This is a genomic window from Oceanobacillus jordanicus (assembly GCF_022095695.1).
Lineage (GTDB): Bacteria > Bacillota > Bacilli > Bacillales > Amphibacillaceae > Oceanobacillus_B > Oceanobacillus_B jordanicus.
Map to the genome: position 1 here is coordinate 37,198 of NZ_JAIFZM010000010.1, position 25,130 is coordinate 62,327.

Genomic DNA, 25,130 nt, shown 5'->3' on the forward strand with positions numbered 1-25,130 from the left:
TACTAAAATAATCGATAGGCAAAGCCTAAACATATTAATTACCCTTTAAATATAAAGAGAAGATTAGCTTTCTATTATCTAAAAGATTTTAGTTGCCTTATGTAATTCTTCCCACTCACTTAAATACATACGTTTCGTAATATTTTTAGGATTGGGGAGTTTACATATAAATTCTAAGCTATTCCCATCTGGATCATTAAAATGAATTTTGGCATGAGCCATACCGCTATGTGCCATAACAAAGGGTTCTATTGGTTTAAACCCAAATGCTTCTCTTGGTTCATATCCCTTTTCATGTAGCCAAGTAACTGAATTTTTAAGTCCCTCTAACGTCACCTGAAAAGCTATGTGTCGTATGGACGGGTGATATTCGATCTCTACTTTATCTGTTTCCCAAAGCCCCAACCAACTCTTGTCTTTTTCAATCCAAAAGAATGCAAGTTTATCCTCGTGGCTATGAGAGAATTCTAAACCAAGTCCCTTATAGTATTCAATCGATTGTTTTAAGTTGCTAACTGGTAAATGTGCCTCATACAATCCTTTTATCATGTAAAATCCCCCTTTTTTCAGCACGTCTACTTAAATTATTCAACAAAAAGAGCGTTAATCCTCTTTCGATTAACGCTCCCTTTAGATAAAGACATATATATTGAACTCTAAAATCAGCCTAAAACACCATTCTCTTCACTTGCTTCACATAGAAGAAGCGTACAATTAAGAAGTATACAATCTGTATAAGAGCGAAACTTCCTAGCACGAGCGATGATTCGACTGTAAGATTGTAATCAAACAAATGAGATAAAGCAGTAAGTGCCACAATGCCGTGAACTAATGCCACTACAATCGGTGAGAAAAATAAGAGAGCAATTTGTCTGTTTACTACCTTTTTTAACTCCGTTTCTGTTAAACCAATTTTGGCAATGGATCGGAACTTGCGCTTCTCTTCATCCAGATCGGTAAATAAACGGAAGTACAGAAAGCTTCCGGCAGAAACGAAGAATACAATCCCAATAAATAAGCCGATAAATAAGATTGGCCCAAACGCTTTATTGATTTCATAAAGGCTATAATCCACTGAAAATGCTTTATATTCTAGTTGTTCACTTAGCTTTTTACCCGCTTCGATTACCTGATCCGTTTGACCGTCCTCTGCCTTCCAAGCAGCGCTATGATCACTTCTAACAACTGTGCCAAGCTGATTGTAGATCTCGTCATTTACCACATAATAGCCATTAAGCTCACCTAATACAGCAGATTTGATTACTTGGCTCGGTTTAATTTCTTCCCCGCTTTCTAATGCAACGTTGGATGCCATTAAGATTTCACTGGCTTTAGTTCCCTCTGCTAGCATGGCATCACTTTGCTCCACTACAATTGCCTCACCTTTCTCTGGATTGAGTGCTTCTTCGCCTATTAAAGCGGCAAATCGGTTATAATCAGAAGCCTTGGTTATAAGTACTCGACGATCCTGTTCTGGCATTTCATAATAGGTCAATTCCATATCTTCCATTTTTGCCTCAACATTTTCTTCTTCCAATATGGCATTAATTTTCTTAATATCATTCTCAATAATTTCCTTACTGTCATCCAGCCACGGACTATACGTAACAGTAAATGGGTTCATCTCCTTTACCCCTTTAGTTAGGTAAGATTGAAAACCATATAATGAACCAATTGCACTAAACGCAACTGTAGAAATAATGGCTACCATGAAAAATGTTCTCGCATTATCCTTCATGCGAAAAGATAAATCCGAGAATAATAGCATATTGGTTTTACGCCAAAAGATGGATGTATTGTTTTTAAACCGGCGGATGAAAAACACGCTCAGCTGGGTGAAGAGAAGATACGTACCAAGTGTGACTACGAGAATAACTGGGATCATTGCATATACAACATATATTCCCTCTACCAATACTGCCGTGCCATACCCAATGAGGAGGAGCAATGCTGCAACAACAGATAAGAAAACCGATGCTTTCGGCTCCCCTTTGGACTGCTTATCCCCTTTCACTAAGTCTGTTAATTTATTTGTCCGAAGAATAAAAGATACAAAAATAGATATGAAGAAAAACAGCAGCATAAAGCTTCCAAACGTTACAACGACTGCAAGTGTTGGAAAATAGAACGGAAGTGACTCACTTATGATTAATACATTTTCAGCAACGAGGAGGATGGCTTTAGCGAATAATAGACCTGCCAGGATTCCGCCAACTGTTGCAAAAAATCCTATTAAGATGTTTTCCAAGAACACCATGAGACGTATTTGCTTATTGGTCGCCCCTAACATGATTAAAAGACCAAACTCTTTTTTCCTCGACTGTAGAAAGGAGCTCATTGAATATAAGACGAAAAAGAAAGAAAACACATAGATAATTCCACCCGCAGCTGCCATTCCTAATAGCGCGTTTTGATTAACGGAACCATTGGAAAACGCTGGATGAAATGCAAAGATGGCAAAGGTGAAAAAGACCATCACTGTGAACATGCTACTAAGGAAGTAGGCAATATACAGTCGTTTATTTCGTAAGACGTTATTAAACGCGAACTGACGAAAAGTCATTGCCGTCCCCTCCCATCAAGGAAAGCATGTCAATGATCTTCTGGAAAAATGCTTGTCTATTCTCCCCACGATGGATTTCAGAATGGAGCTTCCCATCCCGGATAAAAATAACCCGATCTGAATAGCTAGCTGCCTGTGGGTCATGTGTTACCATTAACAGACTTGTCTTTTCCTTCTCATTAATCTCTTCAAGCATGTTCATGACATCTTTAGATGCTTTTGAATCTAGGTTCCCAGTAGGTTCATCGGCTAACAGTAATTTAGGCTTATGAATCATGGCTCTAGCAATGGCTACTCTTTGCGCCTGACCACCAGATATTTCATACGTGCGCTTCTTCATGATTGCTGAAATACCAAGACTCTCCGCAATGTCACGAGCCTTCTCTTTCATTTCTTTAACCCGGGTACCATCTAATGTAAGTGGCAACACAATATTTTCTTCCACCGTTAATGTATGCAGCAGGTTAAAATCCTGAAAAATAAAACCCAACTCATTACGGCGGAATTTTGCCAGGGCATTTTTCTTTAGCTTGTGTGGGTTTTCCCCTTCTATTTCTACTTCTCCCGTTGTTGGCATATCGTTTGTAGAGATAATATTAAGAAGGGTCGTTTTCCCGCTCCCAGATGGCCCCATAATAGAGACAAATTCACCCTTTTCTATTTCTAAGTTGATATCCGTTAGGGCACGATAAGCAACTTTTCCTTCATATATCTTACTTACTTTTGAAAGTCTCAGCATAATCATTCTCCTTTTTCGAGCTTCTAACAAAAGTATAGTCTACGTGTTGTACTTTAAACTATCGATTATGCTTTCACGAGTATTACACCGATGTAAGGTTTTGTGTTTCAGAGAAAATGATTCGGATGGTGGTCCCTTCCCCAACTGTTGATTCCATTTCAATATGATGCTCCAACCTCTCCGCAACCTCTTTTACTAAGTAAAGTCCCATTCCTGTTGATTCTCGGTAATTTCGGCCATTTTCTCCTGTATAAAACTTATTAAAAACTCGCTTCTGATCCACATCAGGGATACCAATTCCAAAGTCTTTTACTTCGAGAACTGCATTTCCTTCGTGCTCGAAAATTCTTAAAACAATGTGTTTTGCTTTGCCTATTGAATATTTCACCGCATTATGTATGAGCTGGGTTAACAAAAAGAAAAGCCACTTCTCATCAGATTCTACGGTTATGCCAGGTTTCTCCTCTCTTAGTTGTGGAAACACCTCATGACGAATATAAAATAGTTTATTTTCTTGATTCACTTCACGAATTAACTTGGATAGGGTAACCGGCTTCACCTGGAAGTCCTCTGTAATCGTACGAAGTCTGGCCATATAAAGAACCGTGTTCAGACCGTTTCGCATTCGCTCTGTTTCTTCCCGTATACTTGAGGATTCCGGCTCATCCAGTGTGCGTGCCGTTAATTCAATAACAGAAAGCGGGGTCTTCATTTGGTGTACCCAGCGATCCATGAACAGAAGGTGCTCATTCTGTGATTCTTCTGCCTGTTGAAGTTCTTCTTGGTATAACCTAAATTGCGCGAGTAATAATTGATCCAAGGCTTCTGAAATGGGAGTTTGTTCCGTAATTTCAAGGGACTCATCCAGCTTCGCCATTGGATTCTGTAACCTTTGGTAAAAGTTTTTTCTACTAATATAGCGGTAAATAAGAAAGGCCGTTAATAACACAATTGAAAGGAGAATTGCATAGATAATGACGCCCTTCCCTCGATAGCCGTCTAGCCAAAATATTACGGAAATCATGACACATTGGCTGAGCTGCGTAACGATAAGTAGTAGGTTTTCGCGAAGAAATAGCTTCATGCATTCTCCTCTCCCCATGTAACGCGTAGGCGATATCCCGCTCCTCTAACGGTTTCCACCGCGTCTTCAATCCCGATCTCTTGAAACTTTTTTCGAACACGCGTAATATTCACGTTCAGCGTATTTTCATCTACAAAGGCCTCGTCATCCCATAGTTTTGCTAACAGATCCTGTCTACCAGCAATTCGGGGATAACGATCAAGCAGACTTTCTGTGATATCTGTTTCTTTTTTAGTTAATTGCGCTATTTCATTTTTATAACGTAATTCTAACCGTTCAGGATATAGACTTAATCCCGCTTGGGTCAACACTCTCTCCTCATTCTTAACCGCATATTCACCGTAAGCGCGCCTGAGCTGACTTCTTATTTTGGCCATCACGATATCAGGATGGAACGGCTTTGTAATAAAGTCATCTCCGCCATTTTCAATTGCCATGACTTGGTCCATCTCCCCTGTCCGTGCCGAAATAAAGATGACCGGGCAAATGGATTCTTTTCGGATTTGCCTGCACCAATAATACCCATCATAACTAGGAAGATTTATATCCAGTAACAAAAGATCAGGCTGCACTTCTCGAAATGTCCCCATGATATCTGTAAAGTTGGTGGCAACCGTCACATCATATTCATACTTTTTTATATAAGAAGATAAGTACTCTGCAATTTTCATATCATCTTCCACAATCATTATTTTTTTCATATATATGTCTCCTAGCACCATATTTCATTCATGTTCAATTTTACATAACAATTCCGGGAAATACCATGATGAGGGAAATGAAGGCAATATAAATAACGGGAAAGCTTGTTGGAAGCTAACCCGTTACGTTTTTTCTGAAAAACATACAATTCGTCTGTGCCTGCTAAAAATGTGGCAAGCAGTGAATATAAGAATGACTATTTAACCCTTGTTTTTTGATGTTCATAACAATATATTTTTCCATTAAACTTCTTATTTGATAAGCAGTATGTAGCTACCTTATTAGAAACGGCTTTCCGACATACCTCACATTTCGAGTCACTTTTTTGAGATTCTGTTCTTTCTGTATTTTTCTTTTCATTAATTCGAGTTGTGTGCATTTCTCTAATCTTCGGATCTGTAATGTTTGCCTCAGTAAATTCTTTGTAAACTGCTGATTGGTCTTGTTCGGTTAATAAAGCTTCTTTAAATTTCAATTTATTAATAGACACTTTTCTTTGGATGGACTCAGATAGGTAAAGATCATATATTACCAGCTCATCAGAATGAATATCTCTTAGTTCAGAATCAATTTTCAACGTACAACGCTTCGTAAAAGAGACAATAGAAAAAAACTTATTGTGATATTCCTCATTAACATACTTTTTTAATGCCTCTATATGCCCGTAATTCTGTACGATAGGACTTAACATCTTAAATTTACCGTTTACTAGCCATGTTTTTCTATTCTTCCCGCCATAAATAGTTCCTTGATAGTTCTTTGTTTCAATTACGAATATGCCATACGGCGTAATAACCAGATGATCAATCTGAGAATAACCAGATATGGACTTTGGATTTTCAATCATGATGTCATTTAGGTATTTATATTCTTTTGGAAGCTGGGAAAGTTGGATATCTATTTTGTGTTCGCCAATTTCCCCTTTGCGCGTGGCTACCCTTTGATTATTGTTTCTCTTTCTATCACTCTGATTACTCTGTTTTCTCTTATCAACATGTTTCTTCTCATTAACGGTGCTTTTCTTTTTCTTCTCTACTTTATCTTTTCCCTTAAATAAGTTAAACAGCATGCAATTACTCCTTTACCTTTTAGATACTTTACTTATGTGGGATACCCCTGGTAACAATATTAATCTAGTCATTTCCTTTTATCGTCTTTTCCAAGGTAAATATGAACATTAATTTATAAAAGGCGACTGCTGTTGCTCCCTTTATTTTTTTCAATAGAATACTAAGTAAATAGACACTACAAGGAGGACTTACCATGCCAACATATAACAAACTAGTCCGAGACAAAATTCCAGAGATCATCAAAAACACAGGAAAATACTTCAAAACAGAAATCTTATCAAATAATCGTTACATAGAAGAGCTGAAAACAAAGCTAAACGCAGAGATAACCGAGTATCAAGAAACGACTACAGATACCAATGCTCTAGAAGAACTTGCAGATGTATTAGAGTTAATGCATGCACTTGCTGGTGTTCATGGCACGTCTTTTGATGAAATAGAAAAATTACGTAAAGAAAAAGCTGCTAAAAGAGGGGGCTTTACTGACAGAATCTTTCTAATTGAGGTTGAGGGGTAATGTTATTTTCGATTCTGTTCAAGATGCCCTTGACCAAGGAGCTGACTTTTAAATCCTGACTGGTGCTGATTATTTAAATGTCACATAATACCAGGCAAAATTGTGAATATAAACTCCAGGTCTATTTTAAACGGAAGGGGTATAAATAAGTCCCTGTTACTGTACAGTACTCTATCACTAAGAAAAATGTTATTATTTAACTAGCTAGAATTGAAAGAGGGATATAATGAAGAAGACAGTAAAAGTAGTTGCAGCTATAATTGAAAATGATCAAAACGAAATTCTTTGTGCTCTTCGCTCACCTGATATGTCTATTCCAAACATGTGGGAATTCCCGGGCGGTAAAGTAGAGATAAATGAAGATATTTATACTGCTGTGGAAAGAGAAATTGAAGAAGAATTGGGTTGTAACATCGAAACGAAGGGATTACTAAATGAAAACACTCACGAATATGAGTCTTTCATTATTAATCTTATCGCGATTAAAGCAAAGGTCATAAAAGGAGAACCTCTACCAAGTGAACATTCTACACTCATATGGTTAAAAAGAGAGAACTTAAATTCTCTGAAATGGGCTCCCGCTGATATTCCCGCTGTCAAAGAATTAATAAATGAAAAAGTCTAGCTCGCGAGCTAGACTTTTCTTATATTCCTATTCATTGCCATTAACAATGTACTGGTATAACTTATGCTCAATGGGTTTATCTAATACCATGTTCATGTGTACCACAGGTATTTCCTTACCGTTTTTATCAAGCATTTTATCCTGCTCGACTGTTTCTTTATCTGGAAGAGTTTGGCCGAGATAATAAAATCCGCTACCTTCATCATCATCCTTTTTTATAAAGAAATGTAGATCCATATTTGTCTCATCAGCATTTACAATCTTTTTAACCTCTTCTGAAGCTAATGTCCGCTTACTTCGCGTATACCATTTGAAAATTTCAGGACTAATAAATTCATCCCCATAATTAACACTAGATTCTACTTCGTCATTTTTGTGATAAGTAACGAATATCGGACAAGTCTGGTGTTTGGGTTTGTAGCCATACATGGTTGAACTTTCGTCATTATACCAGTTCAATAACTTACAAGCATCTTTTCTAGAATACTTCTCGTATCTAGTGAGTTTCTTATTGAGTTGATACTTTTTATTCCGCTCAAGCCCACACTTCACAACATCCATAACCAATTTATTAAATAATTGATTGGATTGCAGCCCATCTCTTAGTACTTCGTTAAAAGAATACTTATTATCTCTGTTTAACTCAATAATTGGCTTGTAACCATATTTTTTCTGATCTGTTTGGGTAAAAAAGGACAAATCAAATATACGATGCACAGAATTTAACGTTGATTCCTCAACAATACACCCTGACTCTTCTAATGCCAGGTGATATTCTTCTGAATCGACACTTCCTTTTGATAGTAACTGGTCTAACAATACAAGTTCATGTTTACGTTTCCCATCAAGTATTTCCAATGAAAGCATTGTGAGAACACTATGTTGGTATGCACTTAATGTAGTAATGTCTTCATTCATTTTTAGAAGGAAAGCGTAGAAACTTTTAAATTTGCCTGCAATTACGACTGGATCAATAGAATGATTCGTTATAAAGTCATATAAATATGGTGTCCGTCCAAGTCGGTTTTTCAATTCTACAAAAGCTTCTTTAAAAACCTTCATGGCTGTCAAATTACTAGCGTTTATCGATTTAAATATTTGTTTTTTTGCGATTTCCTCAAAATTAACGGTTGATACTCCCTTGATGTAACTCGTCTCTGTTGCGCGTCTACGTATATTGTCTTTGTTCTGCGATTTATCTCCAGATAAAGCCATCGGAATCATATAGTTGTTTTTGTAATTACCGATAAAATCAATGATTGTAACAAAATCTTTTGACTCATGTTTACGAAGGCCACGCCCAAGCTGTTGGATAAAAATAATGCTAGATTGTGTCTGTCTTAACATGACAACTTGGTTAATACTTGGAATATCAATTCCCTCATTAAAAATATCTACGGTAATAATGTAATCCAAAACTCCATTTTCCAAACGTTCAACTTGATATATACGCTGATCCTGAGAGTGGTCACCGGTTAAGGCAACAGTTTTAAACCCTTTGTCGTTTAAAGCAGTAGATAATTTTACCGCTTCCTCTTTTCGGCTACAGAACATTAATCCTCTTACTTTATCACCCGAATGACTATAATAATCCAACTTATCTATAATATGATTTACACGCTCATCTGTAACAAGTTTGGATAATATTGCTGTATCATCGATTATCTCTCCATCGTATTCAAGATCGGTAACACCGAAATAATGAAATGGACATAACATATCTTCTTCAAGTGCTTCCTGTAACCGAATTTCATAGGCAATATTATAATCAAACAGCTCATATATATTAAAATCATCAGTACGCTCTGGAGTTGCAGTCATCCCTAATAAGAAGTCTGGCTCGAAATGATCTAGTACTCTTAAATACGACGCTGCTCCTGCTTTATGCACTTCATCTATAAGAATATAATTAAACTCATGTGGGTCAAACTTTTGTAAGGTCTCTAGTTTAGAAATCGTTTGTATTGTGGTAAACAGGTATTTTGCGTCCGTTTGCTTAATTGAACCTGTTAATATACCAAAGTCTCTATCCAAACCTCCCAAAATTTGTTGAAAGTCGGACTTCGCTTTATGTAAAATTTGCTCTCGATGTACAACAAATAACATCCTTTTTGGTGCAACACGACGAACATCAAAGGCAGATAAAAATGTTTTTCCTGTACCAGTTGCCGACACAACAAGGCCCTTATCGTGACCTTCTTCTCTTACACTCTGTATTTCTTTTAAAGCTACTTCTTGCATTTTATTTGGATGAATGTCGGTCGCAGTTTTAATTGGATTGACATCATATTCTGTCGGAAGTTCAATTACTTTCGCTGCAGCTTGATATTTCACCGGCTTGTATATTTCCTCATACGACTTAATCCAATCATCTGTTAATGGGCTTGCTTCTTGCCACACCTCTTCAAATTGGTTCTTAAAGTGATGTATGACTTCACCGTTCTCATAGGAAGTTAGTTTCACATTCCACTCATAATTTACTTTTAATGCCTGTGCAGTAAGATTGGAACTACCTACAATTAACGAATAGTACTTATCATGCTCAAATATGTAACCTTTTGAATGGAACCCTTCCATTTCAGTTAACCGTACTTCAACGTTTGTTATCTTCTTCAATTCTTTAAAAACTTTCGGTTGGTTAAAATTTAGAAAGGTAGATGTTAGTATTTTACCCTTAATCCCTTTTCTTTTAAGATCAAGTAAATGTGATTTTAAAGTAGCAAGACCACTTTCCGTTATAAAGGCAACAGAGAAAATAAAAGATTTACAACTATCTAATTCCTTAACTAATGACGTTAATACATCTATGCTTTTCTTAGTATTGTTCAATAGCAATCTCGGTTTATATGTATCCATTTTTCCCTTGGTCTGATCTATAAATCCTTTATGTAAAGATTCTTCAAGATTTTTAATGAAATCCTCCATCTAATCCCCCACGTCTCTTACTTGTTATATCTCGACTGTTGACACTATATCGCAAATATCTTTTCCTAATTTTAACATAATTTATCGCAAAACATTGTAATACTTCATGAATTGCAATTAAGCAAAAAGAACTAGGCTCATAAATTATAGATTTTTTTTAAAGAGATTAACGAAACAATTGTTCCATCTTTTATACTAATCTATTAATTATTATGATAACATGATGATAACAACTACATAGTATAGTGGGCGGTTGGCCACTTCCTGAGAAGGGAGGTGGTAAAGATGACGACTTATCAAGTAATAAGTTTACTACTTCATTTTAGCGTTTCCATGACAGCAGGGTTAACACTTATCATAACCATCGTCATCTTTCTAAACAAAAAGAAGTAACCGCCCCCAGACCATGGTAGTGGTTACTTCTTTTTAGATCGTCAAACAATTGGTCAACCGCTCTTTATGCGGATGTAGTTGTGGTAGCGGGTAGTTGGCGCTACTCGATACCTTTTTCTTATTATTAGTATAATTTTATTTATATATACTGTCAATTATGTCCCTACTAGATCCATTACTTCATGTACCTATATTTCAACAGACCTTTCAACATAGAAATCTCCTGTAACAAGCTCTCTCCAACGTTGGTTTCACGCACTTTTTTTCGTTTCAATTCTTTATCCACTAATCTCTTTACAGATAAAACATCGTTTCCATTGTGTAATACTTCTTGTTTGGAATTGAAATGTTTATGGGCGACAAGCTGCATACCATAAGAATTGTATAATAATGTGTAGCCGGCGATTCCTGTTGTCGGTTGGTAAGCTTTGGAGAATCCTCCATCGATCACAACGATTTTTCCATTTGCTTTGATTGGGTTCTCCCCTTCGATCTCTTTGACTGGTGTGTGGCCATTGATAATGTGACCATGCATCGGGTCGAGATCAAATTCCTTTAAAATCTTGTGGCAGATTTCTTCATTTTCACGCATGTAATAATACGGATTTTTCACTTCTTTATGTGTTTTCTTATCTGTAATAAAATATCGCTCAAAGGTCGTCATTTCTCTCTTTCCAAATAAAGAGGAATGCTCACCTGTCCACAAATACCAGACCACATCTGTCGCAAGGTCATCTGTCTCTTCCGGATGGTCAAAGGAATAGCGTAAATAATGTTCAAAGATATCAAGCAGTTCACGGCCTGCATAAGATTTGTTCTCAATCTTCATCTCTTCCATGTTTCCTTGCTCATCTATCGGAATACATCCATGTATTAACAAGTTTCCATTATATTTGAGATAAAGGCTTCCCTTCTTCATGAGGAAGCGCATATGTCTGCCTAATTTCTCGGAATGCCGGACAGAGAATAATAATTTATCTATTACTTGCTGTTCTTCCTCTAGTAATTGATCTGGTTGTTCTGGGTTCACTGTTGCAAAGCAGGTGTTATCTAATGGATACGTTTCCCCGCGCAATGTGATCTCGTTATTCTCATAATTAACCTTCTCCAACACTAGCCGTTTCTCCATATTGAAGTTAGGACGTCTTTTGATGATTGGACTCTCCAGCTTAAATTGAATCATCGCAATTGCTTGATGAATTTTCGTAATTTGTGATTGTTCTTGATCCGATATTTTTTTATTGGAATGTCTTTTCGGTCTGAATGCTGGATTATCTTCATAGTACTTCTCCGCTAAATTAAGTAGTGGTCGAAGGTTAATTCCATAAACGTCTTCAATTATATCCAAGTTGTCATAACGAGCGCAGATACGGATAATATTCGCTAGACAAACCTTCGAACCTGCAAACGCACCTAACCAGAGCACATCGTGGTTACCCCATTGCACATCAACAGAATGGTAATTAATGAGCGTATCCATAATTTTATCCGGTTCCGGACCACGGTCGTAAATGTCCCCCACCACATGAAGATGGTCAACTACCAGTCGCTGTGTTGTATAGGCAAGCCCTATAATTAATTCATCCGCTTGATCGAGTGAAATAACTTGCTCCACGATTTTTTTATAATAGGGTTTCTTATTGGTGTAATCGTCTGTTTTATATAGAAGCTCTTCAATAATATATACAAATTGCTTTGGTAATGCTTTACGCAATTTCGACCTTGTATACTTAGAAGAAGCATAGGAAACGAGCTGAATCAAATGCTCAATCTTTTTTATGTACCATTCATTTATCTCTTTTTTGTTTGCAAAATGGCTCTTAATCAATTGTAGTTTTTCTTCTGGATAATAAACTAATGTCGCAAATTCTGTGATCTCTTCTTCAGATAATTCATTGGAAAAACGGTCTCTTATTTTCTCTTTCACTTTGCCCGAGCCATTTCGTAGCACATGTTGAAATGCTTGATATTCCCCGTGCAAATCACTAACAAAATGCTCTGTTCCCTTAGGCAGGTCGAGGATGGCTTCAAGGTTGATAATTTCGGTTACGACTTTTTCTTCACTTTCATAACGTTGTGCAAGTAAATCCAAAAACTTGTTTTTCAAAACGATTGCATCCCCTTTTAACAATTAAATCTATCATGTACATTATTACTAGTATAACTGAAAATTGCCTGCTAAGTGAACTCGATTTGTTCGCACAACCATGGAAAAGTATGGATTGCTATCGACAAGCCTATTCAACTTTGTTAAAAGGGTTGCATGTTACGCATTTTCAATTACATTCTGTCTATCTAGCTTAATCTCTTCAACTTTTTTCCTGTTTGCATCTACTTCTCTTTCTAGATCTCTTATGATCCTTTCGACTTCAGCCTGTTTATAGCTTACTTGATCTCTGGCTTCATTTATTCTGTTTTGAACCATAAAGTCGACAAAGATTCCGTCCAAGAAAAAGTCGGCAAATTTAAGCATACCTGAGATATCAATTTGGACATCTAATTCTTCCTCTACATCTAATAATTCTTTTTGGAAACGTCGCATGCTTGTTTGCGCCTTGTGGATAGCTTCTGTAGCGTCGTCTATGTGACCATGTTTTGCAATTCCTGAAATAGCTCCTCCGCCAAACATATCAAAGGTACCCCAGTTTGCTGCACTATCTAACGAGGCATGCGCACTATCCAAATCTTCTACTACATAAGAACCTGCCTTAATGGCTTCATTGAGTTCAACCATGTATGCTTTTGTATCGCCTTCTTGCTCAGTTAGCTGAACTAACATAGCAGCTGAGGAATTGTTACTTTGTTTGATGTATTGCTCTTTTTCAGCAAATAGTTGTTGATACCTTGCCTCTACATCCCCTAGTTTTTCCAGTTCATATCTTAGTTCTGTTAGTGCTTTCTCTAATTCCTTTTTCGTTTTCTCTGCTTCCTGCAATTCCAACTGGACAGCAATTATTTCTTGCTTCTCTTTTTCTATCTTTTCCTCTTTACTTCCTTTTAGTGCTAGGAATACTCCAGAAATACTAAACCCTTCTAACTTTTCAACATCCTTTTCCTCTTCAACAAGTTGCTTCTTTAAGTTGGATATAATACTATCAATTTCAGTACGTTCCCTTTCATAATCCGTCACTTGATTCTTCCATTTATTCTTTTTTCTTAGATCTGCTTTCACCTGTATAAGTTCTTCATTTAATCGATCTACCATTATACATTTCCCCTCCCTTATTTATTACGGAAAGTCTTTTACAAAAGTTTCACGGGATAAACAACTAAAAGAAGACCTTAGATAAAGACTACGTCCCCATCTAAGGTCATTCATTTTAGAATATTGCATTATTTAATCTTGATTAACAAGTTCGTCTTCAACGGCTCCTGCTTCAATAGGGTTTCTGATTAGATAATCAAAAGCTCCTAGTGCAGCTGTCGCTCCAGATCCCATTGAGATAATAATTTGGTTATAGACACTATCTGTACAGTCACCTGCTGCAAACAATCCTGATACTGTTGTAGCACCATGCTTGTCCACAACAACCTCACCAATGCGGTTCTTCTCAACTGTATTATCAAGCCAATCGGTATTTGGTACCAAGCCGATTTGGACAAACACACCTTGTAAATCGATCTGTTTCTCTTCATTTGTCTCACGATCAAGATACTTGATACCATTCACATTGTCTGAACCAGTGATTTCCGTTGTTTGAGCATTTTTAACGACCGTTACGTTAGGGAGTTTAGCTAGACTATTTTGAAGTACTTCATCAGCCTTTAAGGTATCAGAGAACTCAAGAACAGTTACATGGTTTACGATACCTGCTAGGTCAATAGCAGCCTCGACACCGGAGTTTCCTCCACCGACGACAGCTACGTCTTTTCCTTCAAATAATGGACCGTCACAGTGTGCACAGTATGCTACACCTTTGTTAGCGAACTCCTCTTCTCCAGGTACACCAAGCTTACGCCAGCTTGCACCAGTAGAAGCAATTACCGTTCTGCTTTTTAGAATGGCGCCATTTTCTAGCTCTACTTCAAACATGTCTTTCTTCTCTACGTGACGTACACGTTGTAAGTTCAAAACATCTATTCCGTAATCTTTAACATGTTCTTCTAAGCTTGCAACGAGCTTCGGTCCTTCAGTACTTTTTACACTAATGAAGTTCTCAATGCTCATTGTGTCTAGTACTTGTCCACCAAAGCGTTCTGCTACGATCCCAGTGCGGATGCCTTTTCGTGCAGCATAGATAGCAGCACTAGCACCAGCAGGGCCCCCACCGACAACAAGCACGTCGTATGGATCTTTTTCAGATAGTTCGGCTGCATCTGGTCCGCTACCTAATTTGGCAAGCATCTCTTCAGCTGTCATACGACCACTACCAAACTCTTCCCCATTTAAGGTTACAGTTGGTACAGCCATGATGTTTTTGCTGTCTACTTCTTCTTTGAAGGCAGCTCCATCAATCATGGTGTGAGTAATACCAGGATTAAGCACACTCATCATATTTAGTGCTTGTACGACGTCTGGGCAGTTATGACACGTAAGACTTACATAGGTTTCAAAGTGGAACTCACCTTTAACCTTTTTCGCTTGGTCTATAACACTTTGATCTACCTTGGGAGCTCTTCCACTAACTTGTAGTAAAGCGAGCACTAGTGATGTGAACTCATGTCCAAGTGGAACGCCAGCAAAGGTTACCCCAGTGTCTTCGCCAACACGGTTCACACTAAAGCTAGGTGTTCTTTTCAAGCTTGCTTTTTCGATAGTGATCTTCGATGACATAGAAGCAATTTCATCAACAAGCTCCTGCATCTCTTTTGATACACTATCGTCGCCTGTATCTACTTTCAGTACAATATCACTTTCAAGTAATTGCAGGTATTGGTCTAGTTGTGCTTTAATGTTTGATTCAAGCATGCTTATCGCACTCCTTAAATTTTACCTACTAGGTCTAGGCTTGGTGTAAGTGTTTCAGAGCCTTCTTCCCATTTAGCAGGGCAAACTTCACCAGGATTTTTACGAACATATTGTGCTGCTTTGATTTTATCAACAAGCACACTAGCATCACGGCCAATGCCGTCTGCATTAATTTCTACTGTTTGAATAACACCGTCTGGATCGATGATGAACGTACCACGATCTGCAAGACCTGATTCTTCGTTTAGTACTTCGAAATTACGAGATATCGTTTGGGATGGATCACCGATCATTGTATACGTAATTTTACCGATTTTTTCGGAAGTGTCATGCCAACCTTTATGAACGAAATGCGTATCCGTTGATACAGAGTATACTTCTACTCCGAGATCTTTTAGAGTCGCATATTCATTTTGGAGGTCTTCAAGTTCAGTTGGGCAAACAAATGAGAAGTCTGCTGGGTAGAAACATACTACGCTCCATTGACCTTTGAAGTTTTCTTCTGTTACATCTACAAAGTCACCGTTAAAATAAGCTTTTGCATTAAATGGTTTTACTTCTGATCCGATTAAAGACATTGTGTAAATTCCTCCTATAGGTACATTTTAATAATAGTTATTCTAATAAAGCATACACTAATATATATTGCCAAACATTGCAAGAGATATCCGAAACACCTTATTATATTTCACATTATAGTCAATTTTATGTAATGAAACCGTTATCATTTGGGGATTATAATTGAGATTTATTTAATTATTTTTTCCTTGCCTTTTCATAGGGAATAAATGCAGAAATATAGACGTATTGTTATACTGAGAGTATGGTTTCAACATATGTATTAGTGTAGTTATCATGCGGAATTTAGTCATGTATTAATAAAAATATTGGAGGTTATTTCATGGGATTTCTTGATGGGTTATTGGGTAACGCTTCGAATGTGGACAAAGGTGAAATAAAGAGGGAATTTAGCAAACTATTTATAGACGGCGAAGAAGTAAACGTAGCATTTAAGGTATTAAGGGACTTATTTATTTTTACGGATAAGCGTCTTATTTTAGTAGATAAGCAAGGGATAACTGGCAAAAAAACTGAATTCCACTCCATTCTGTATAAAAGTATCTCGCATTTTAGTATTGAGACAGCGGGGACTTTTGATATGGATGCCGAACTGAAGATATGGATATCTGGAAATATCGAACCACTTGTGGCAAAGAATTTCAAGAAAGATGACAGCATTTATGATATTCAAAAGGTGTTGGCCGCTGCTTGCGGGTAATAGAATATATCCGACTATAATCTAATTTCAATATAGATTGCACAAAAAGCATGGCTGTTTTTTAAATTATAAAACCAGCCATGCTTTTATTCGTTTAATTAGTTATCTAGTTGATCATTAAAACTATTAGCTCACTTATTTCGCATTCTCATCTGGTTGATGAATACCAAATGTGTTTCCTTCTGTATCGGTATAATACCCTTGCCACGCCATGCCTGGGAGTGCATATTTGGGCAATGCTACCCGCCCTCCACGCTCTAAAATCTTTGATTCAGTTGAGTCATAGTTCTCTACGTTCATTGTACAAGCAAATCCATTCAACGCTTGGTTCGATTCTAGAGGTGGCCCTTGGCGCTGCATTAACGCGCCATTAATACCAAGCTCATTATCATCACCAGTTACAGCACCAGCATAAGGCATGCCAGCATATTCACTCCAGTCCTCAAATGTCCAACCAAATACTTCCCCATAAAACTTCTTTGCCCTCTCCATGTCATCTACATGAATCTCGAAATGAACTAATCTACCCATAATATCCTCCTTATTATGAAACGTTTTATCATTCTCTTCCGAATCTAGTACGTCTTCTATTATACTTATTAATTCAACACTCTTTACCTTTTCTCCTTCCTAACTACTTATAATACTTTCTTAAGTTGTTAGGACTGTTTTCTGTTCTTTTTGGCTGGAATATCATATACATTTATCCCTCTATCTGATTCAATAAATAGAGACTCTTATTAACGTTCTCCCCTATTTTTCTGCAAATAGAAATTATCTATAAAACAAACATTGACTCTGTTGTGCACCACATAGTTTAAACTCGTAGTGAAAGGACAGGCATTATGTATAAAATAAGTGAATTTGCCGAAATAACCGGTTTGACTAAAGAAACACTTCGCTACTACGCCGAAGTGAAACTATTAGAGCCAGCTTATATTGATCCACATAATAATTACCGATATTACGATGATGGTAGCTACTTCTTAGCAATTCTTTTAGGGAAATTAAGGCGATTCGGATTTACCATTCAAGAGATGATTTCTGTTATGGAGGACGAATCGTTCTATCACTTAGAAGATCTGCTAATTCAAAAAAGGGAAAACATACAGCTAAAAATAGAAGACCTGCGCAAACAAACCGAGGAGATTGATGACTTTTTAGAATCTGGAAGGGAAGATGAAAACGATGATTGAATGGAAAGAAGAAACAATAATTGAAAGAGATATTGAAACTGTTTGGAGCTTATTTTCGGATAAAAACATTAAAAAAATCATGCCAAAAGTTGAAGAACATACTATAGTGGAAAAGTCAGAAACAGAAGTAGGAGCGAAGCATCAACAGAGCTACCGTGAAGGGAAACGCGTTGAAACGTACATCGTGGAAACCTTAGCCTACGAAGATACACCAGACAAGAAACTAAAAACAGTTCGATTTGTAATTGGGAAAGCGTTTGAAGTTAACTTTAGTTTTACCCTGGAAAAAGTGGACGAAAATAACACAAAGTTCATATACTCCGGCCATAACAAAGGCATTAACTTCGTCGGCAGGGCCATGATGAAGCTTGCAAACAAAAAAGGAAGCCAAAAAGTTGTTCATGAATTTATGGAAAGAGTGAACCAAGAAGCGTTGAACCATACTTCTCACTAATCCAAGATGATACATTTGTCACTCCTATTAATATTCTAGTAATATGAAATAGCCTAATTCCTTTTTAAAAGAACTGGGCTGCTGCTTTCTATATAATGCGCCATTTAGATGTCGTTCGAGTGAAGATTTATTTCAGAATGACCCGCAAATAAAAGAAGTCCTAAACTTTAACCTGGCTTATTTTTGGTCGGATTTTCTAGGTTATGCTTCAGCTTATCCATTATTTTCAATAACCGTTCGCGTAAATAATCAGGGTGAATATCTTCAATTAGTGTACCAAAGGACAAAAGATAACTATCTAGCCATGTGCCAACAGGGAAATTTGCTACAACGGTGTACGAGCCATCTTTATTTTTCGTAATCATATGGTCGTCAAACTCATCATAGACCCGGTACGCACCTTGAGAAGAAATTCTAATCTTTATCGGTATAGAGGTTTCCCCTATTTGTTTTTCGGCATCTTTTATCGCATCTTCTGTTGATCTCTTGGTAAATGTTTGATTTGAAACACACACTTGATCCATGCGACTAATTTTAAAGATACGAAAATCCTCCCTGCCTAAACAATACCCAGAAAGATACCAAGCATTTTTTTTGAATAATAATTGAATCGGCTCTACTTCTCTTACACTTTGCTCACCAAGTGAGTTAAAATAGCAAAAGTGAACGACAAATTGTTGGGAAATTGCATCTCTTAATAGGATAAATAACTGTTTCTTCTTTCCTCCACTTCCCCATGGAGAAAAATCAACATCAATCCAGTTTGTTGTTTGTTTTTTAAACAGCCGAGCTACTTTTTTTAGAATGAGATCTGTATTTGGAAATTCAGTAACAGCTAATGTTTGTAATCCTACTAATATGTCTTCTTGTTCATCACTTGTTAACATGGAAGCATTGAAGGAGTATCCCTCTAAAAGAGAAATCCCTCCTCCTCTTCCCTTATTAGCATAGATGGGGATTCCTGCCCCACTTAACACATCCACATCTCTATAGATCGTTCTTGTGGAAACCTCAAAGTGCTCGGACAATTCCTTTGCAGTAACCACTTTTCTATCCAATAAGAGATAGATGATTTCAAAATGCCGACTAATGGTCATGTGAAATCCTCCTACTTCACTTTACAAGAATTGTTCTTCTTTTTTCTTTAAAAAATTCTCCAATGCTTGTCCACTGTCAATGTCCATTCGCTCTGCCAAAACCATCAGCCACCAAAATGACTCCGCGATTTTATGTTCTAAGTCCGTTTCTGAATCAGCTCCTGCTGGCCATCTTTCTTGGTTTGCCATTGCTAATCTCCCAACTAGTGCCGCATCAGTTAGAAACGCAAGTGCATCTTCTTCTACTGTCCATTCAGAGCCATGATATTTTTTCTCGAGTTGATGGTAAGCTTTTCTAATTTGTAACGAACGATTAACTGCGTTATTAAAATCCATTTTCTTTTATCTTCCTTTCTTTGTTTGAAGTGTGGTACACACAGCTTGTCACGTGGTCATCCACCATACCAATTGCTTGCATAAAGGAATACATGGTTACTGGGCCAACAAATTTGAATCCCCTTTTTTTCAAATCCTTACTAATCTGGTTTGATAGGTCGGTTTGAGCAGGTATTTGCCCTTCTGAATGCCATTCATTAATTATTGGTTCAAAATCAACATAGCGCCATAAAAAATTGGAAAAGCTACCAAACTCTTTTGTTATTTTTATGACCGCTTGTGCATTACTTCTCACGGATTGAAGCTTAGCAATGTGTTTAATGACATTATATTGTTCCTTTATGTTCGTCAAGTCATTATCCGTTAGATTCGAACAAAAAGTAATATCAAAATTATGAAAAGCTTTTTGATAAGCCTCTCGTTTAGATAATACAATACTCCAAGACAAACCCGCCTGCGCACCCTCTAATGTCAGCATTTCAAAAATATATTGGTCATCAGTGGTCGGTACACACCACTCTTCGTTGTGATACATTCTCATAAGCTGATTATCACCCGGCCATGAACATTCCATTTTCATTCCCCCTTCAGTTAGTGATTACTATATCACTTTAAATAAGACATGTATCTGTCATATTTAAAATGATTAGTCCCACCTTTTGTAAAAATATAAAGGCTCGGGGAATCAAACACCATAAACTCACCGTATCTTCCTTTTATTATTTTGTTATAGAATACGCATATAAAAAGTAACTCGCAAAGCATAGTTTGCGAGCTACTCGTATATACATACTCGATATTTACCCTTGGCTGATTAAGTCCAACGGAAGGTCAATTTTGTTAATAAGAAAATCGCGACGCTGATGATGAGTAAGACGATAACATTTCCATAAATCGGCAAAGCAGCGTCAAGATCAAGTAAGACTTGGTGAAAGAGCTCTGTTAAGTATGTGAATGGAATATAATAAGAAATTGTCTTAAACACGTCTGGAAGGATGTGCAGTGGTAACATGGCACCACTAAGCATGATAAGTGGCATCATTCCAAAACTTAACACTCCTGATGCTAGTTCTGTCTTATTGAATATTCCTCCTAAAAGGAATCCAAATGTTAGAATCATAACCAATCCTATTAGGCCAATCAATATGAACGGAATGATGTTTCCTAAACTAATCAGTCCCATAAAAAAACCTAAAATAGTAAAAATAAAGATCTGCATAAACCCTAAAATTAACCGAACTATAATTTGCGAAAAGATAAAAGTAATCTCGTTAAGCGGGGTTGTTCGTAGTGTTTTTAATATCCCTTTCTGTCTCATTTCAATTAAAGGAACTGAAGTACCCAAAAACCCAACAGACAAAAGAGCAAAAATTAAAATGCCTGGAAATAAGTATTCTATAAAAGACAATCCTAACTCTTCAGAGGGGTCTATTACCGTACTCATACCACCGAACATGGCTAAAAAGAAAAACGGGAACAATAAGGTGAAAAAGAAGATTTTTGGTTCCCGAAAGATCTCTTTAAGTCCAGTTATAACTAAGTATTTCAAGGCTATTTTATCAATCACCATATTAATCAATCTCCCCTCGTAATGACGAGCCGGTTAGATGAAGGAATACATCCTCTAAAGTGTCGTTCATTATTTTTCTATTATTCATGATAATTTCTTTTGGCGTACCTGAAGCGACTATCTTTTTATTATGTAGGATAGAAACCCGGTCGCAGATTTTCTCTGCTTCTTCCATGTTATGTGTCGATAATAATATTGCATTATGATCTGTCTTCTCTTTTTGTAACACCTTCCAAATTAATTGTTTTACTTGCGGGTCTATCCCTGTTGTTGGTTCATCTAAAATGATAAAGGAAGGATCCCCAATTAAGGAAAGCGCCACTAATAATCTTTGTTTTTGCCCTGTAGATAAGCTCTTCACCCGCTTATTCTTAATTCTTTCTAAATCTAATACATTCATAATCTCACTATAAGCTAAAGGGTCTCCATAAAAGCTAGAAAATAACTGCATGGTTTCTTCAATTGATAACCTAGGGAATAAGTTAGCTTCTTGTGGTTGTATCCCTACTTGTCTCATTATCTCGTCTCTATTACTTAAAATATCAAGTCCTCCAACTTTGATGGTTCCTTGATTAAAAGGTCTTAATCCGACCACACATTCAATTAGAGTTGTTTTCCCAATGCCATTTCTCCCTAAGATACCGTGAATCTCCCCTGGATTGACGGTGAGGGATAACTGATCTAAGACAATATTATCTGCATAATTCTTTGTTAAATTATCCACAATCAAGGAGGGTTCACTCGGCAAAACTTCTTCTTTTGAAACAATACTCATATTTATAATCCTCCAACATTATTATATTTCGGGAATACCATACGATCTCAATCCCTAAACAACCCTCCCCCTGATTGTTTAGTTTATACGTGTAATAATATTAAAAACTTGGAAGCATTCTCAAAGGTTGGTAGGATGTTCTAAGTTGAATAAAAGTGGAAGTTTGGTAGACATGAAGCAATAAAGTAGTACATAACAAATAGTTAATATTTTAACGTAACTACAAGTTCAATACCGCTATTATATTGTAAATTTTCAAACGTTTAAACCCTATAGTTTATTTTAATTACAAGAAGCTCTTCTTTCTCTCGATCAAAACGTGTATTAGTATTTAATATATGTACGTTTTGACAGTATGATAATTAAAGTTAATATATAATTAAAAAGGAGATCATTTATGGGCTACATAATGGAATTAAGAAAGTTAGTGGGAAGTCGTCCTCTTATAATGGTTGGGGCGTGTGTCATATTACTCAATAATGAAAAAGAAATACTTTTACAACTTCGAAATGATAATAAGTGCTGGGGATTAGCAGGTGGCTCAATAGAGTTAGGCGAAACTTTAGAACAAGTTGCCAAGAGGGAATTATTTGAAGAGACAGGATTGGTTGCAAAAAGATTAGAGTTATTCCAGGTGTACTCAGGAGAAGAATTCTACTATAAGTACCCTCATGGTGATGAGGTATATAATGTCGTATCTGTCTATATATGCAGTGAGTTTGAAGGTGAATTAAGGCGTGGAGTAAATGAAGTTCAAGCATTAAAGTTTTTTAAGTTAGAACGAACTTCCTTAAAATATTAGCCCACCTGATGTGCCTATAATAAATGAATATATTAGTAGTGCCTATTAAGCTAATGAGTGTTGGAGATAAAATGATGATACTGAACTTAATGGGGGAATTATGATTTTAATTATATTTGGACTCTTACTATCTTTTCTTACCGTTATATTGCTATTGATTTTATGTACAAGAATAATCGTTTCTTTAATTAAAAAGAAACCTTTTCCTAAAAGATTACTGATTGCAACGTTGTCTGGGATTGTTCTGGTTACTTCAATCTATCTATATGAAACGTACTTTTTTACATTCAGTGATATTGATAGAGAATCGACTCAAAAAGGTCCTGGACCATTACTATCACCCACTGGCGCATACACGGCTAATGCTTATTATGATTTATATGGTGGTGCAGCAGGCGGTGTTAATCTAATGGTGAAAATTACAAACAACAATGAGAAAAATAAAATGCAAACTGTTTATTATAGTGATGCAAAAAGCAATATTTCTATAGAATGGCTTGATGAAGATACACTGAACATACTAAATGACAACCCTAATTATCCAAATTCAAATAGAAGTATCGAATTAGAAATCGGTAAAGAAATTTATCATGATAATGGTTTAGCTTGTAAAAGTTTGTTAATGAAAGACGAATATGAGACCTGCTACCAAAACGAATAACTTATTGAACAAACGTGGCTGGGACATAACATCCCAGCCTTTTTAAAACACGAACGATAATAAACTAACTGCTTAATTACCGCTTCGGAAAATACTCCACTTTAAGTGGGCACGGCCTTAGTCTCGGGCCAACAGGATGTTGGTCACGAAGGCGTTGCCACAGGACGTGGCGATCTTAGCCTTTGATCCTTCTCTATCTTGCGGGGTCTTCGGACTCGTGCTGTTCCCACTAGAGTCTCCGCATTTTTCCTTCGCTAAAGTGTAATCCAGATACCAAACAATAAGGGGGGGATCCGTGGGTATTCGAATATTTTCTGTAATACGCCGTTTGAACGTCCATTTTTTTCTTGTTTAATTTTCTTATGTCCCATCCTCTTCGTAATGTGCTATTAAGATCTCGCAAGTTTATTCTTTCGAGTTCAGTTTCTTTCTGTTTACTATAATTGGTGGTTGCTCCATCCAACTATTGTCAATCATAAGGTTCGCTCCATCTTCTACATATAATGAAACGTCCATTAAACATTTTGCGTATAGTACCCCAATATCTTTTCTTCCGTTTAATGATAAACCATTAGCATACTCTCTTATCTTCATCGAAAACATGTCAATTTTATGAGCGACCATTAGCTTATCAGAAAATGGAGGTATGGTAGATGCTGTTACCATGTGGTCTAGGTAAGTAGGTGAAGGTAAGTTATCATCATGAAGTTTCTTTGATAGTAATTCAACATGTTTTTTATTAATAGTTTTTCCACGATCCAAATATTTTTTCACTCTTTTATCTTGCGCGCCTTGGCTAAATCCAATAATAAGTGCTTTACTTGTGATGTCATTGTTAATGTTGTCAAATAAATGTGCAACTTCTAGCCCATGAAGTGGCCTTATATCTCCTATATAACCATTTAGAAAGCTTTGGTCATGAAGAAACTCAGCCTCTTTCGGGTTCGGTACTTTAGGTGCATTCATTAGCTTCCCTTTTGATTGCAAAATATCATTTGTTTTACTCATCAATTTAACCGTGTCACTTAGGCTTTCAACAAAAAAGTCTTTTATATCCTTTCTAGTTACAATAGCAATCGCAGCAGTATAAATGCTCATCCCGGCTTTTCCGGTATACTGTAAATAATACAGGTAGAATTCATCACTAAAAAGTCTCGGTGCCTTTAAGTTTACGTCTTCTTCAGAAAAACCTACTGGTACAGGAAAACCCTCTTTTTTAAAGAGGCCTTCTATTTTTTTTACAAACATTTCAGCTAAGCTGAATGCATATTCTAATACCTTTTTAACTTCCTTATCTTCTACATTCTTCAAATAAAAACGAAGCACACATTTTGCCATTGTATTCCCAGTATATGTCGCCCAAAGTTTTCCCATTTCTGCTGAAGTTAAATTTGAGATACCTGTATTCATAACAAAAATTCTCCAATCAATAT

At 36.6% G+C, this 25,130-nt stretch carries 25 protein-coding genes and 1 pseudogene; 8 read left to right on the forward strand and 18 right to left on the reverse strand.

Annotated features, from left to right (window positions below; all coding sequences use genetic code 11):
- Positions 1-78: 78 nt before the first annotated feature.
- From K3T81_RS12485 to K3T81_RS12510, 6 genes are all read right to left on the reverse strand, one after another.
- Positions 79-549: a VOC family protein gene (locus K3T81_RS12485; RefSeq protein WP_238020393.1), complete on the reverse strand. Its 471-nt coding sequence runs from the start codon at positions 547-549 to the stop codon at positions 79-81.
- A gap of 118 nt (positions 550-667) precedes the next feature.
- Positions 668-2,563 (reverse strand): FtsX-like permease family protein, encoded by a 1,896-nt coding sequence (locus tag K3T81_RS12490; RefSeq protein ID WP_238020394.1) that lies wholly within the window; start codon positions 2,561-2,563, stop codon positions 668-670.
- On the reverse strand, positions 2,538-3,302 hold the full coding sequence (locus K3T81_RS12495) for an ABC transporter ATP-binding protein (protein WP_106896087.1): 765 nt from the start codon (positions 3,300-3,302) through the stop codon (positions 2,538-2,540). Before K3T81_RS12495 ends, K3T81_RS12490 begins: the two co-directional genes overlap by 26 nt.
- A gap of 82 nt (positions 3,303-3,384) precedes the next feature.
- On the reverse strand, positions 3,385-4,386 hold the full coding sequence (locus tag K3T81_RS12500; protein ID WP_238020395.1) for a sensor histidine kinase: 1,002 nt from the start codon (positions 4,384-4,386) through the stop codon (positions 3,385-3,387).
- Positions 4,383-5,087: a response regulator transcription factor gene (locus tag K3T81_RS12505; protein ID WP_238020396.1), complete on the reverse strand. Its 705-nt coding sequence runs from the start codon at positions 5,085-5,087 to the stop codon at positions 4,383-4,385. The genes K3T81_RS12500 and K3T81_RS12505 overlap by 4 nt, the downstream gene beginning before the upstream one ends.
- A gap of 197 nt (positions 5,088-5,284) precedes the next feature.
- Positions 5,285-6,157 (reverse strand): nuclease-related domain-containing protein, encoded by an 873-nt coding sequence (locus tag K3T81_RS12510; RefSeq protein ID WP_238020397.1) that lies wholly within the window; start codon positions 6,155-6,157, stop codon positions 5,285-5,287.
- Between the two features lie 194 nt (positions 6,158-6,351).
- Here K3T81_RS12510 and K3T81_RS12515 point away from each other — a divergent pair, with 194 nt between their 5' ends.
- Together K3T81_RS12515 and K3T81_RS12520 are read left to right on the forward strand one after the other, a co-directional pair.
- Positions 6,352-6,675, forward strand: a complete 324-nt coding sequence (locus tag K3T81_RS12515) for a nucleoside triphosphate pyrophosphohydrolase (protein WP_238020398.1) — start codon at positions 6,352-6,354, stop codon at positions 6,673-6,675.
- A 226-nt stretch (positions 6,676-6,901) separates the two neighbouring features.
- The gene (locus K3T81_RS12520; RefSeq protein WP_238020399.1) at positions 6,902-7,300 is read left to right on the forward strand and encodes a (deoxy)nucleoside triphosphate pyrophosphohydrolase; all 399 of its coding nucleotides are present in this window, start codon (positions 6,902-6,904) and stop codon (positions 7,298-7,300) included.
- Between the two features lie 27 nt (positions 7,301-7,327).
- On the opposite strand, the gene K3T81_RS12525 is transcribed toward K3T81_RS12520, so the two are convergent.
- Positions 7,328-10,225 (reverse strand): DEAD/DEAH box helicase, encoded by a 2,898-nt coding sequence (locus K3T81_RS12525; protein WP_238020400.1) that lies wholly within the window; start codon positions 10,223-10,225, stop codon positions 7,328-7,330.
- Between the two features lie 285 nt (positions 10,226-10,510).
- Between K3T81_RS12525 and K3T81_RS12530 the strand changes: the two genes are divergently transcribed.
- Entirely contained in the window at positions 10,511-10,618 is a 108-nt protein-coding gene (locus K3T81_RS12530) for a putative holin-like toxin (RefSeq protein ID WP_222705296.1), read from the forward strand.
- A 175-nt stretch (positions 10,619-10,793) separates the two neighbouring features.
- On the opposite strand, the gene K3T81_RS12535 is transcribed toward K3T81_RS12530, so the two are convergent.
- The 4 genes from K3T81_RS12535 to ahpC form a co-directional block, all read right to left on the reverse strand.
- Entirely contained in the window at positions 10,794-12,725 is a 1,932-nt protein-coding gene (locus tag K3T81_RS12535; RefSeq protein WP_238020401.1) for a fructose-1,6-bisphosphatase, read from the reverse strand.
- A gap of 159 nt (positions 12,726-12,884) precedes the next feature.
- Entirely contained in the window at positions 12,885-13,823 is a 939-nt protein-coding gene (locus K3T81_RS12540; RefSeq protein WP_238020402.1) for a hypothetical protein, read from the reverse strand.
- A 132-nt stretch (positions 13,824-13,955) separates the two neighbouring features.
- On the reverse strand, positions 13,956-15,527 hold the full coding sequence (ahpF, locus tag K3T81_RS12545; protein ID WP_238020403.1) for an alkyl hydroperoxide reductase subunit F: 1,572 nt from the start codon (positions 15,525-15,527) through the stop codon (positions 13,956-13,958).
- 14 nt (positions 15,528-15,541) lie between these two features.
- Positions 15,542-16,105, reverse strand: a complete 564-nt coding sequence (gene ahpC / locus K3T81_RS12550; protein ID WP_036574467.1) for an alkyl hydroperoxide reductase subunit C — start codon at positions 16,103-16,105, stop codon at positions 15,542-15,544.
- A gap of 323 nt (positions 16,106-16,428) precedes the next feature.
- On the opposite strand from ahpC, the gene K3T81_RS12555 reads away from it, so the two are divergent.
- On the forward strand, positions 16,429-16,806 hold the full coding sequence (locus tag K3T81_RS12555) for a PH domain-containing protein (RefSeq protein WP_036574470.1): 378 nt from the start codon (positions 16,429-16,431) through the stop codon (positions 16,804-16,806).
- Between the two features lie 135 nt (positions 16,807-16,941).
- Here K3T81_RS12555 and K3T81_RS12560 read toward each other — a convergent pair whose 3' ends face one another.
- The gene (locus tag K3T81_RS12560; protein ID WP_238020404.1) at positions 16,942-17,337 is read right to left on the reverse strand and encodes a VOC family protein; all 396 of its coding nucleotides are present in this window, start codon (positions 17,335-17,337) and stop codon (positions 16,942-16,944) included.
- A 314-nt stretch (positions 17,338-17,651) separates the two neighbouring features.
- Between K3T81_RS12560 and K3T81_RS12565 the strand changes: the two genes are divergently transcribed.
- Both K3T81_RS12565 and K3T81_RS12570 read left to right on the forward strand, forming a co-directional pair.
- The gene (locus K3T81_RS12565) at positions 17,652-18,002 is read left to right on the forward strand and encodes a MerR family transcriptional regulator (RefSeq protein WP_238020405.1); all 351 of its coding nucleotides are present in this window, start codon (positions 17,652-17,654) and stop codon (positions 18,000-18,002) included.
- Positions 17,995-18,456 carry an SRPBCC family protein gene (locus K3T81_RS12570; RefSeq protein WP_036574477.1) on the forward strand — a complete coding sequence of 154 codons (462 nt, stop codon included), beginning with the start codon at positions 17,995-17,997 and terminating at the stop codon, positions 18,454-18,456. The genes K3T81_RS12565 and K3T81_RS12570 overlap by 8 nt, the downstream gene beginning before the upstream one ends.
- Positions 18,457-18,623: 167 nt before the next feature.
- Here K3T81_RS12570 and K3T81_RS12575 read toward each other — a convergent pair whose 3' ends face one another.
- The 5 genes from K3T81_RS12575 to K3T81_RS12595 all read right to left on the reverse strand — a co-directional run bounded on the left by K3T81_RS12575 (position 18,624) and on the right by K3T81_RS12595 (position 22,234).
- Entirely contained in the window at positions 18,624-19,553 is a 930-nt protein-coding gene (locus tag K3T81_RS12575; RefSeq protein WP_238020406.1) for a helix-turn-helix transcriptional regulator, read from the reverse strand.
- A gap of 21 nt (positions 19,554-19,574) precedes the next feature.
- The gene (locus tag K3T81_RS12580; RefSeq protein WP_036574480.1) at positions 19,575-19,889 is read right to left on the reverse strand and encodes a MazG-like protein; all 315 of its coding nucleotides are present in this window, start codon (positions 19,887-19,889) and stop codon (positions 19,575-19,577) included.
- Entirely contained in the window at positions 19,879-20,469 is a 591-nt protein-coding gene (locus tag K3T81_RS12585) for a DNA-3-methyladenine glycosylase I (protein WP_238020407.1), read from the reverse strand. The genes K3T81_RS12580 and K3T81_RS12585 overlap by 11 nt, the downstream gene beginning before the upstream one ends.
- Positions 20,470-20,703: 234 nt before the next feature.
- On the reverse strand, positions 20,704-21,459 hold the full coding sequence (locus K3T81_RS12590) for an ABC transporter permease (protein WP_238020408.1): 756 nt from the start codon (positions 21,457-21,459) through the stop codon (positions 20,704-20,706).
- Position 21,460: 1 nt separating this feature from the next.
- A complete protein-coding gene (locus K3T81_RS12595; RefSeq protein WP_238020409.1) occupies positions 21,461-22,234 on the reverse strand; it encodes an ABC transporter ATP-binding protein in 774 nt (257 codons plus the stop codon).
- A 397-nt stretch (positions 22,235-22,631) separates the two neighbouring features.
- On the opposite strand from K3T81_RS12595, the pseudogene K3T81_RS12600 reads away from it, so the two are divergent.
- Both K3T81_RS12600 and K3T81_RS12605 read left to right on the forward strand, forming a co-directional pair.
- Positions 22,632-23,085, forward strand: a pseudogene (locus K3T81_RS12600) (NUDIX hydrolase).
- A gap of 51 nt (positions 23,086-23,136) precedes the next feature.
- Positions 23,137-23,697 carry a DUF5412 family protein gene (locus tag K3T81_RS12605; protein ID WP_238020410.1) on the forward strand — a complete coding sequence of 187 codons (561 nt, stop codon included), beginning with the start codon at positions 23,137-23,139 and terminating at the stop codon, positions 23,695-23,697.
- Between the two features lie 405 nt (positions 23,698-24,102).
- Here the strand turns inward: K3T81_RS12605 and K3T81_RS12610 are convergent, their stop codons facing one another.
- Positions 24,103-25,107: a DUF3231 family protein gene (locus K3T81_RS12610; protein ID WP_238020411.1), complete on the reverse strand. Its 1,005-nt coding sequence runs from the start codon at positions 25,105-25,107 to the stop codon at positions 24,103-24,105.
- Between the last annotated feature and the right edge of the window lie 23 nt (positions 25,108-25,130).

What these genes read in the sequence shown, in the direction of transcription:
- K3T81_RS12555 (WP_036574470.1), top strand. Translation starts at nt 16,429, where the DNA reads ATGGGATTTCTTGATGGGTTATTGGGTAACGCTTCGAATGTGGACAAA.
- K3T81_RS12570 (WP_036574477.1), top strand. Translation starts at nt 17,995, where the DNA reads ATGATTGAATGGAAAGAAGAAACAATAATTGAAAGAGATATTGAAACT.
- ahpC (WP_036574467.1), bottom strand. Translation starts at nt 16,105, where the DNA reads ATGTCTTTAATCGGATCAGAAGTAAAACCATTTAATGCAAAAGCTTAT.
- K3T81_RS12540 (WP_238020402.1), bottom strand. Translation starts at nt 13,823, where the DNA reads ATGGTAGATCGATTAAATGAAGAACTTATACAGGTGAAAGCAGATCTA.
- K3T81_RS12580 (WP_036574480.1), bottom strand. Translation starts at nt 19,889, where the DNA reads ATGGATTTTAATAACGCAGTTAATCGTTCGTTACAAATTAGAAAAGCT.
- K3T81_RS12485 (WP_238020393.1), bottom strand. Translation starts at nt 549, where the DNA reads ATGATAAAAGGATTGTATGAGGCACATTTACCAGTTAGCAACTTAAAA.
- K3T81_RS12515 (WP_238020398.1), top strand. Translation starts at nt 6,352, where the DNA reads ATGCCAACATATAACAAACTAGTCCGAGACAAAATTCCAGAGATCATC.
- K3T81_RS12575 (WP_238020406.1), bottom strand. Translation starts at nt 19,553, where the DNA reads ATGACCATTAGTCGGCATTTTGAAATCATCTATCTCTTATTGGATAGA.
- K3T81_RS12595 (WP_238020409.1), bottom strand. Translation starts at nt 22,234, where the DNA reads ATGAGTATTGTTTCAAAAGAAGAAGTTTTGCCGAGTGAACCCTCCTTG.
- K3T81_RS12585 (WP_238020407.1), bottom strand. Translation starts at nt 20,469, where the DNA reads ATGAAAATGGAATGTTCATGGCCGGGTGATAATCAGCTTATGAGAATG.
- K3T81_RS12605 (WP_238020410.1), top strand. Translation starts at nt 23,137, where the DNA reads ATGATTTTAATTATATTTGGACTCTTACTATCTTTTCTTACCGTTATA.
- K3T81_RS12610 (WP_238020411.1), bottom strand. Translation starts at nt 25,107, where the DNA reads ATGAATACAGGTATCTCAAATTTAACTTCAGCAGAAATGGGAAAACTT.
- K3T81_RS12590 (WP_238020408.1), bottom strand. Translation starts at nt 21,459, where the DNA reads ATGGTGATTGATAAAATAGCCTTGAAATACTTAGTTATAACTGGACTT.
- K3T81_RS12495 (WP_106896087.1), bottom strand. Translation starts at nt 3,302, where the DNA reads ATGCTGAGACTTTCAAAAGTAAGTAAGATATATGAAGGAAAAGTTGCT.
- K3T81_RS12525 (WP_238020400.1), bottom strand. Translation starts at nt 10,225, where the DNA reads ATGGAGGATTTCATTAAAAATCTTGAAGAATCTTTACATAAAGGATTT.
- K3T81_RS12560 (WP_238020404.1), bottom strand. Translation starts at nt 17,337, where the DNA reads ATGGGTAGATTAGTTCATTTCGAGATTCATGTAGATGACATGGAGAGG.
- K3T81_RS12565 (WP_238020405.1), top strand. Translation starts at nt 17,652, where the DNA reads ATGTATAAAATAAGTGAATTTGCCGAAATAACCGGTTTGACTAAAGAA.
- K3T81_RS12490 (WP_238020394.1), bottom strand. Translation starts at nt 2,563, where the DNA reads ATGACTTTTCGTCAGTTCGCGTTTAATAACGTCTTACGAAATAAACGA.
- K3T81_RS12505 (WP_238020396.1), bottom strand. Translation starts at nt 5,087, where the DNA reads ATGAAAAAAATAATGATTGTGGAAGATGATATGAAAATTGCAGAGTAC.
- K3T81_RS12530 (WP_222705296.1), top strand. Translation starts at nt 10,511, where the DNA reads ATGACGACTTATCAAGTAATAAGTTTACTACTTCATTTTAGCGTTTCC.
- ahpF (WP_238020403.1), bottom strand. Translation starts at nt 15,527, where the DNA reads ATGCTTGAATCAAACATTAAAGCACAACTAGACCAATACCTGCAATTA.
- K3T81_RS12520 (WP_238020399.1), top strand. Translation starts at nt 6,902, where the DNA reads ATGAAGAAGACAGTAAAAGTAGTTGCAGCTATAATTGAAAATGATCAA.
- K3T81_RS12500 (WP_238020395.1), bottom strand. Translation starts at nt 4,386, where the DNA reads ATGAAGCTATTTCTTCGCGAAAACCTACTACTTATCGTTACGCAGCTC.
- K3T81_RS12510 (WP_238020397.1), bottom strand. Translation starts at nt 6,157, where the DNA reads ATGCTGTTTAACTTATTTAAGGGAAAAGATAAAGTAGAGAAGAAAAAG.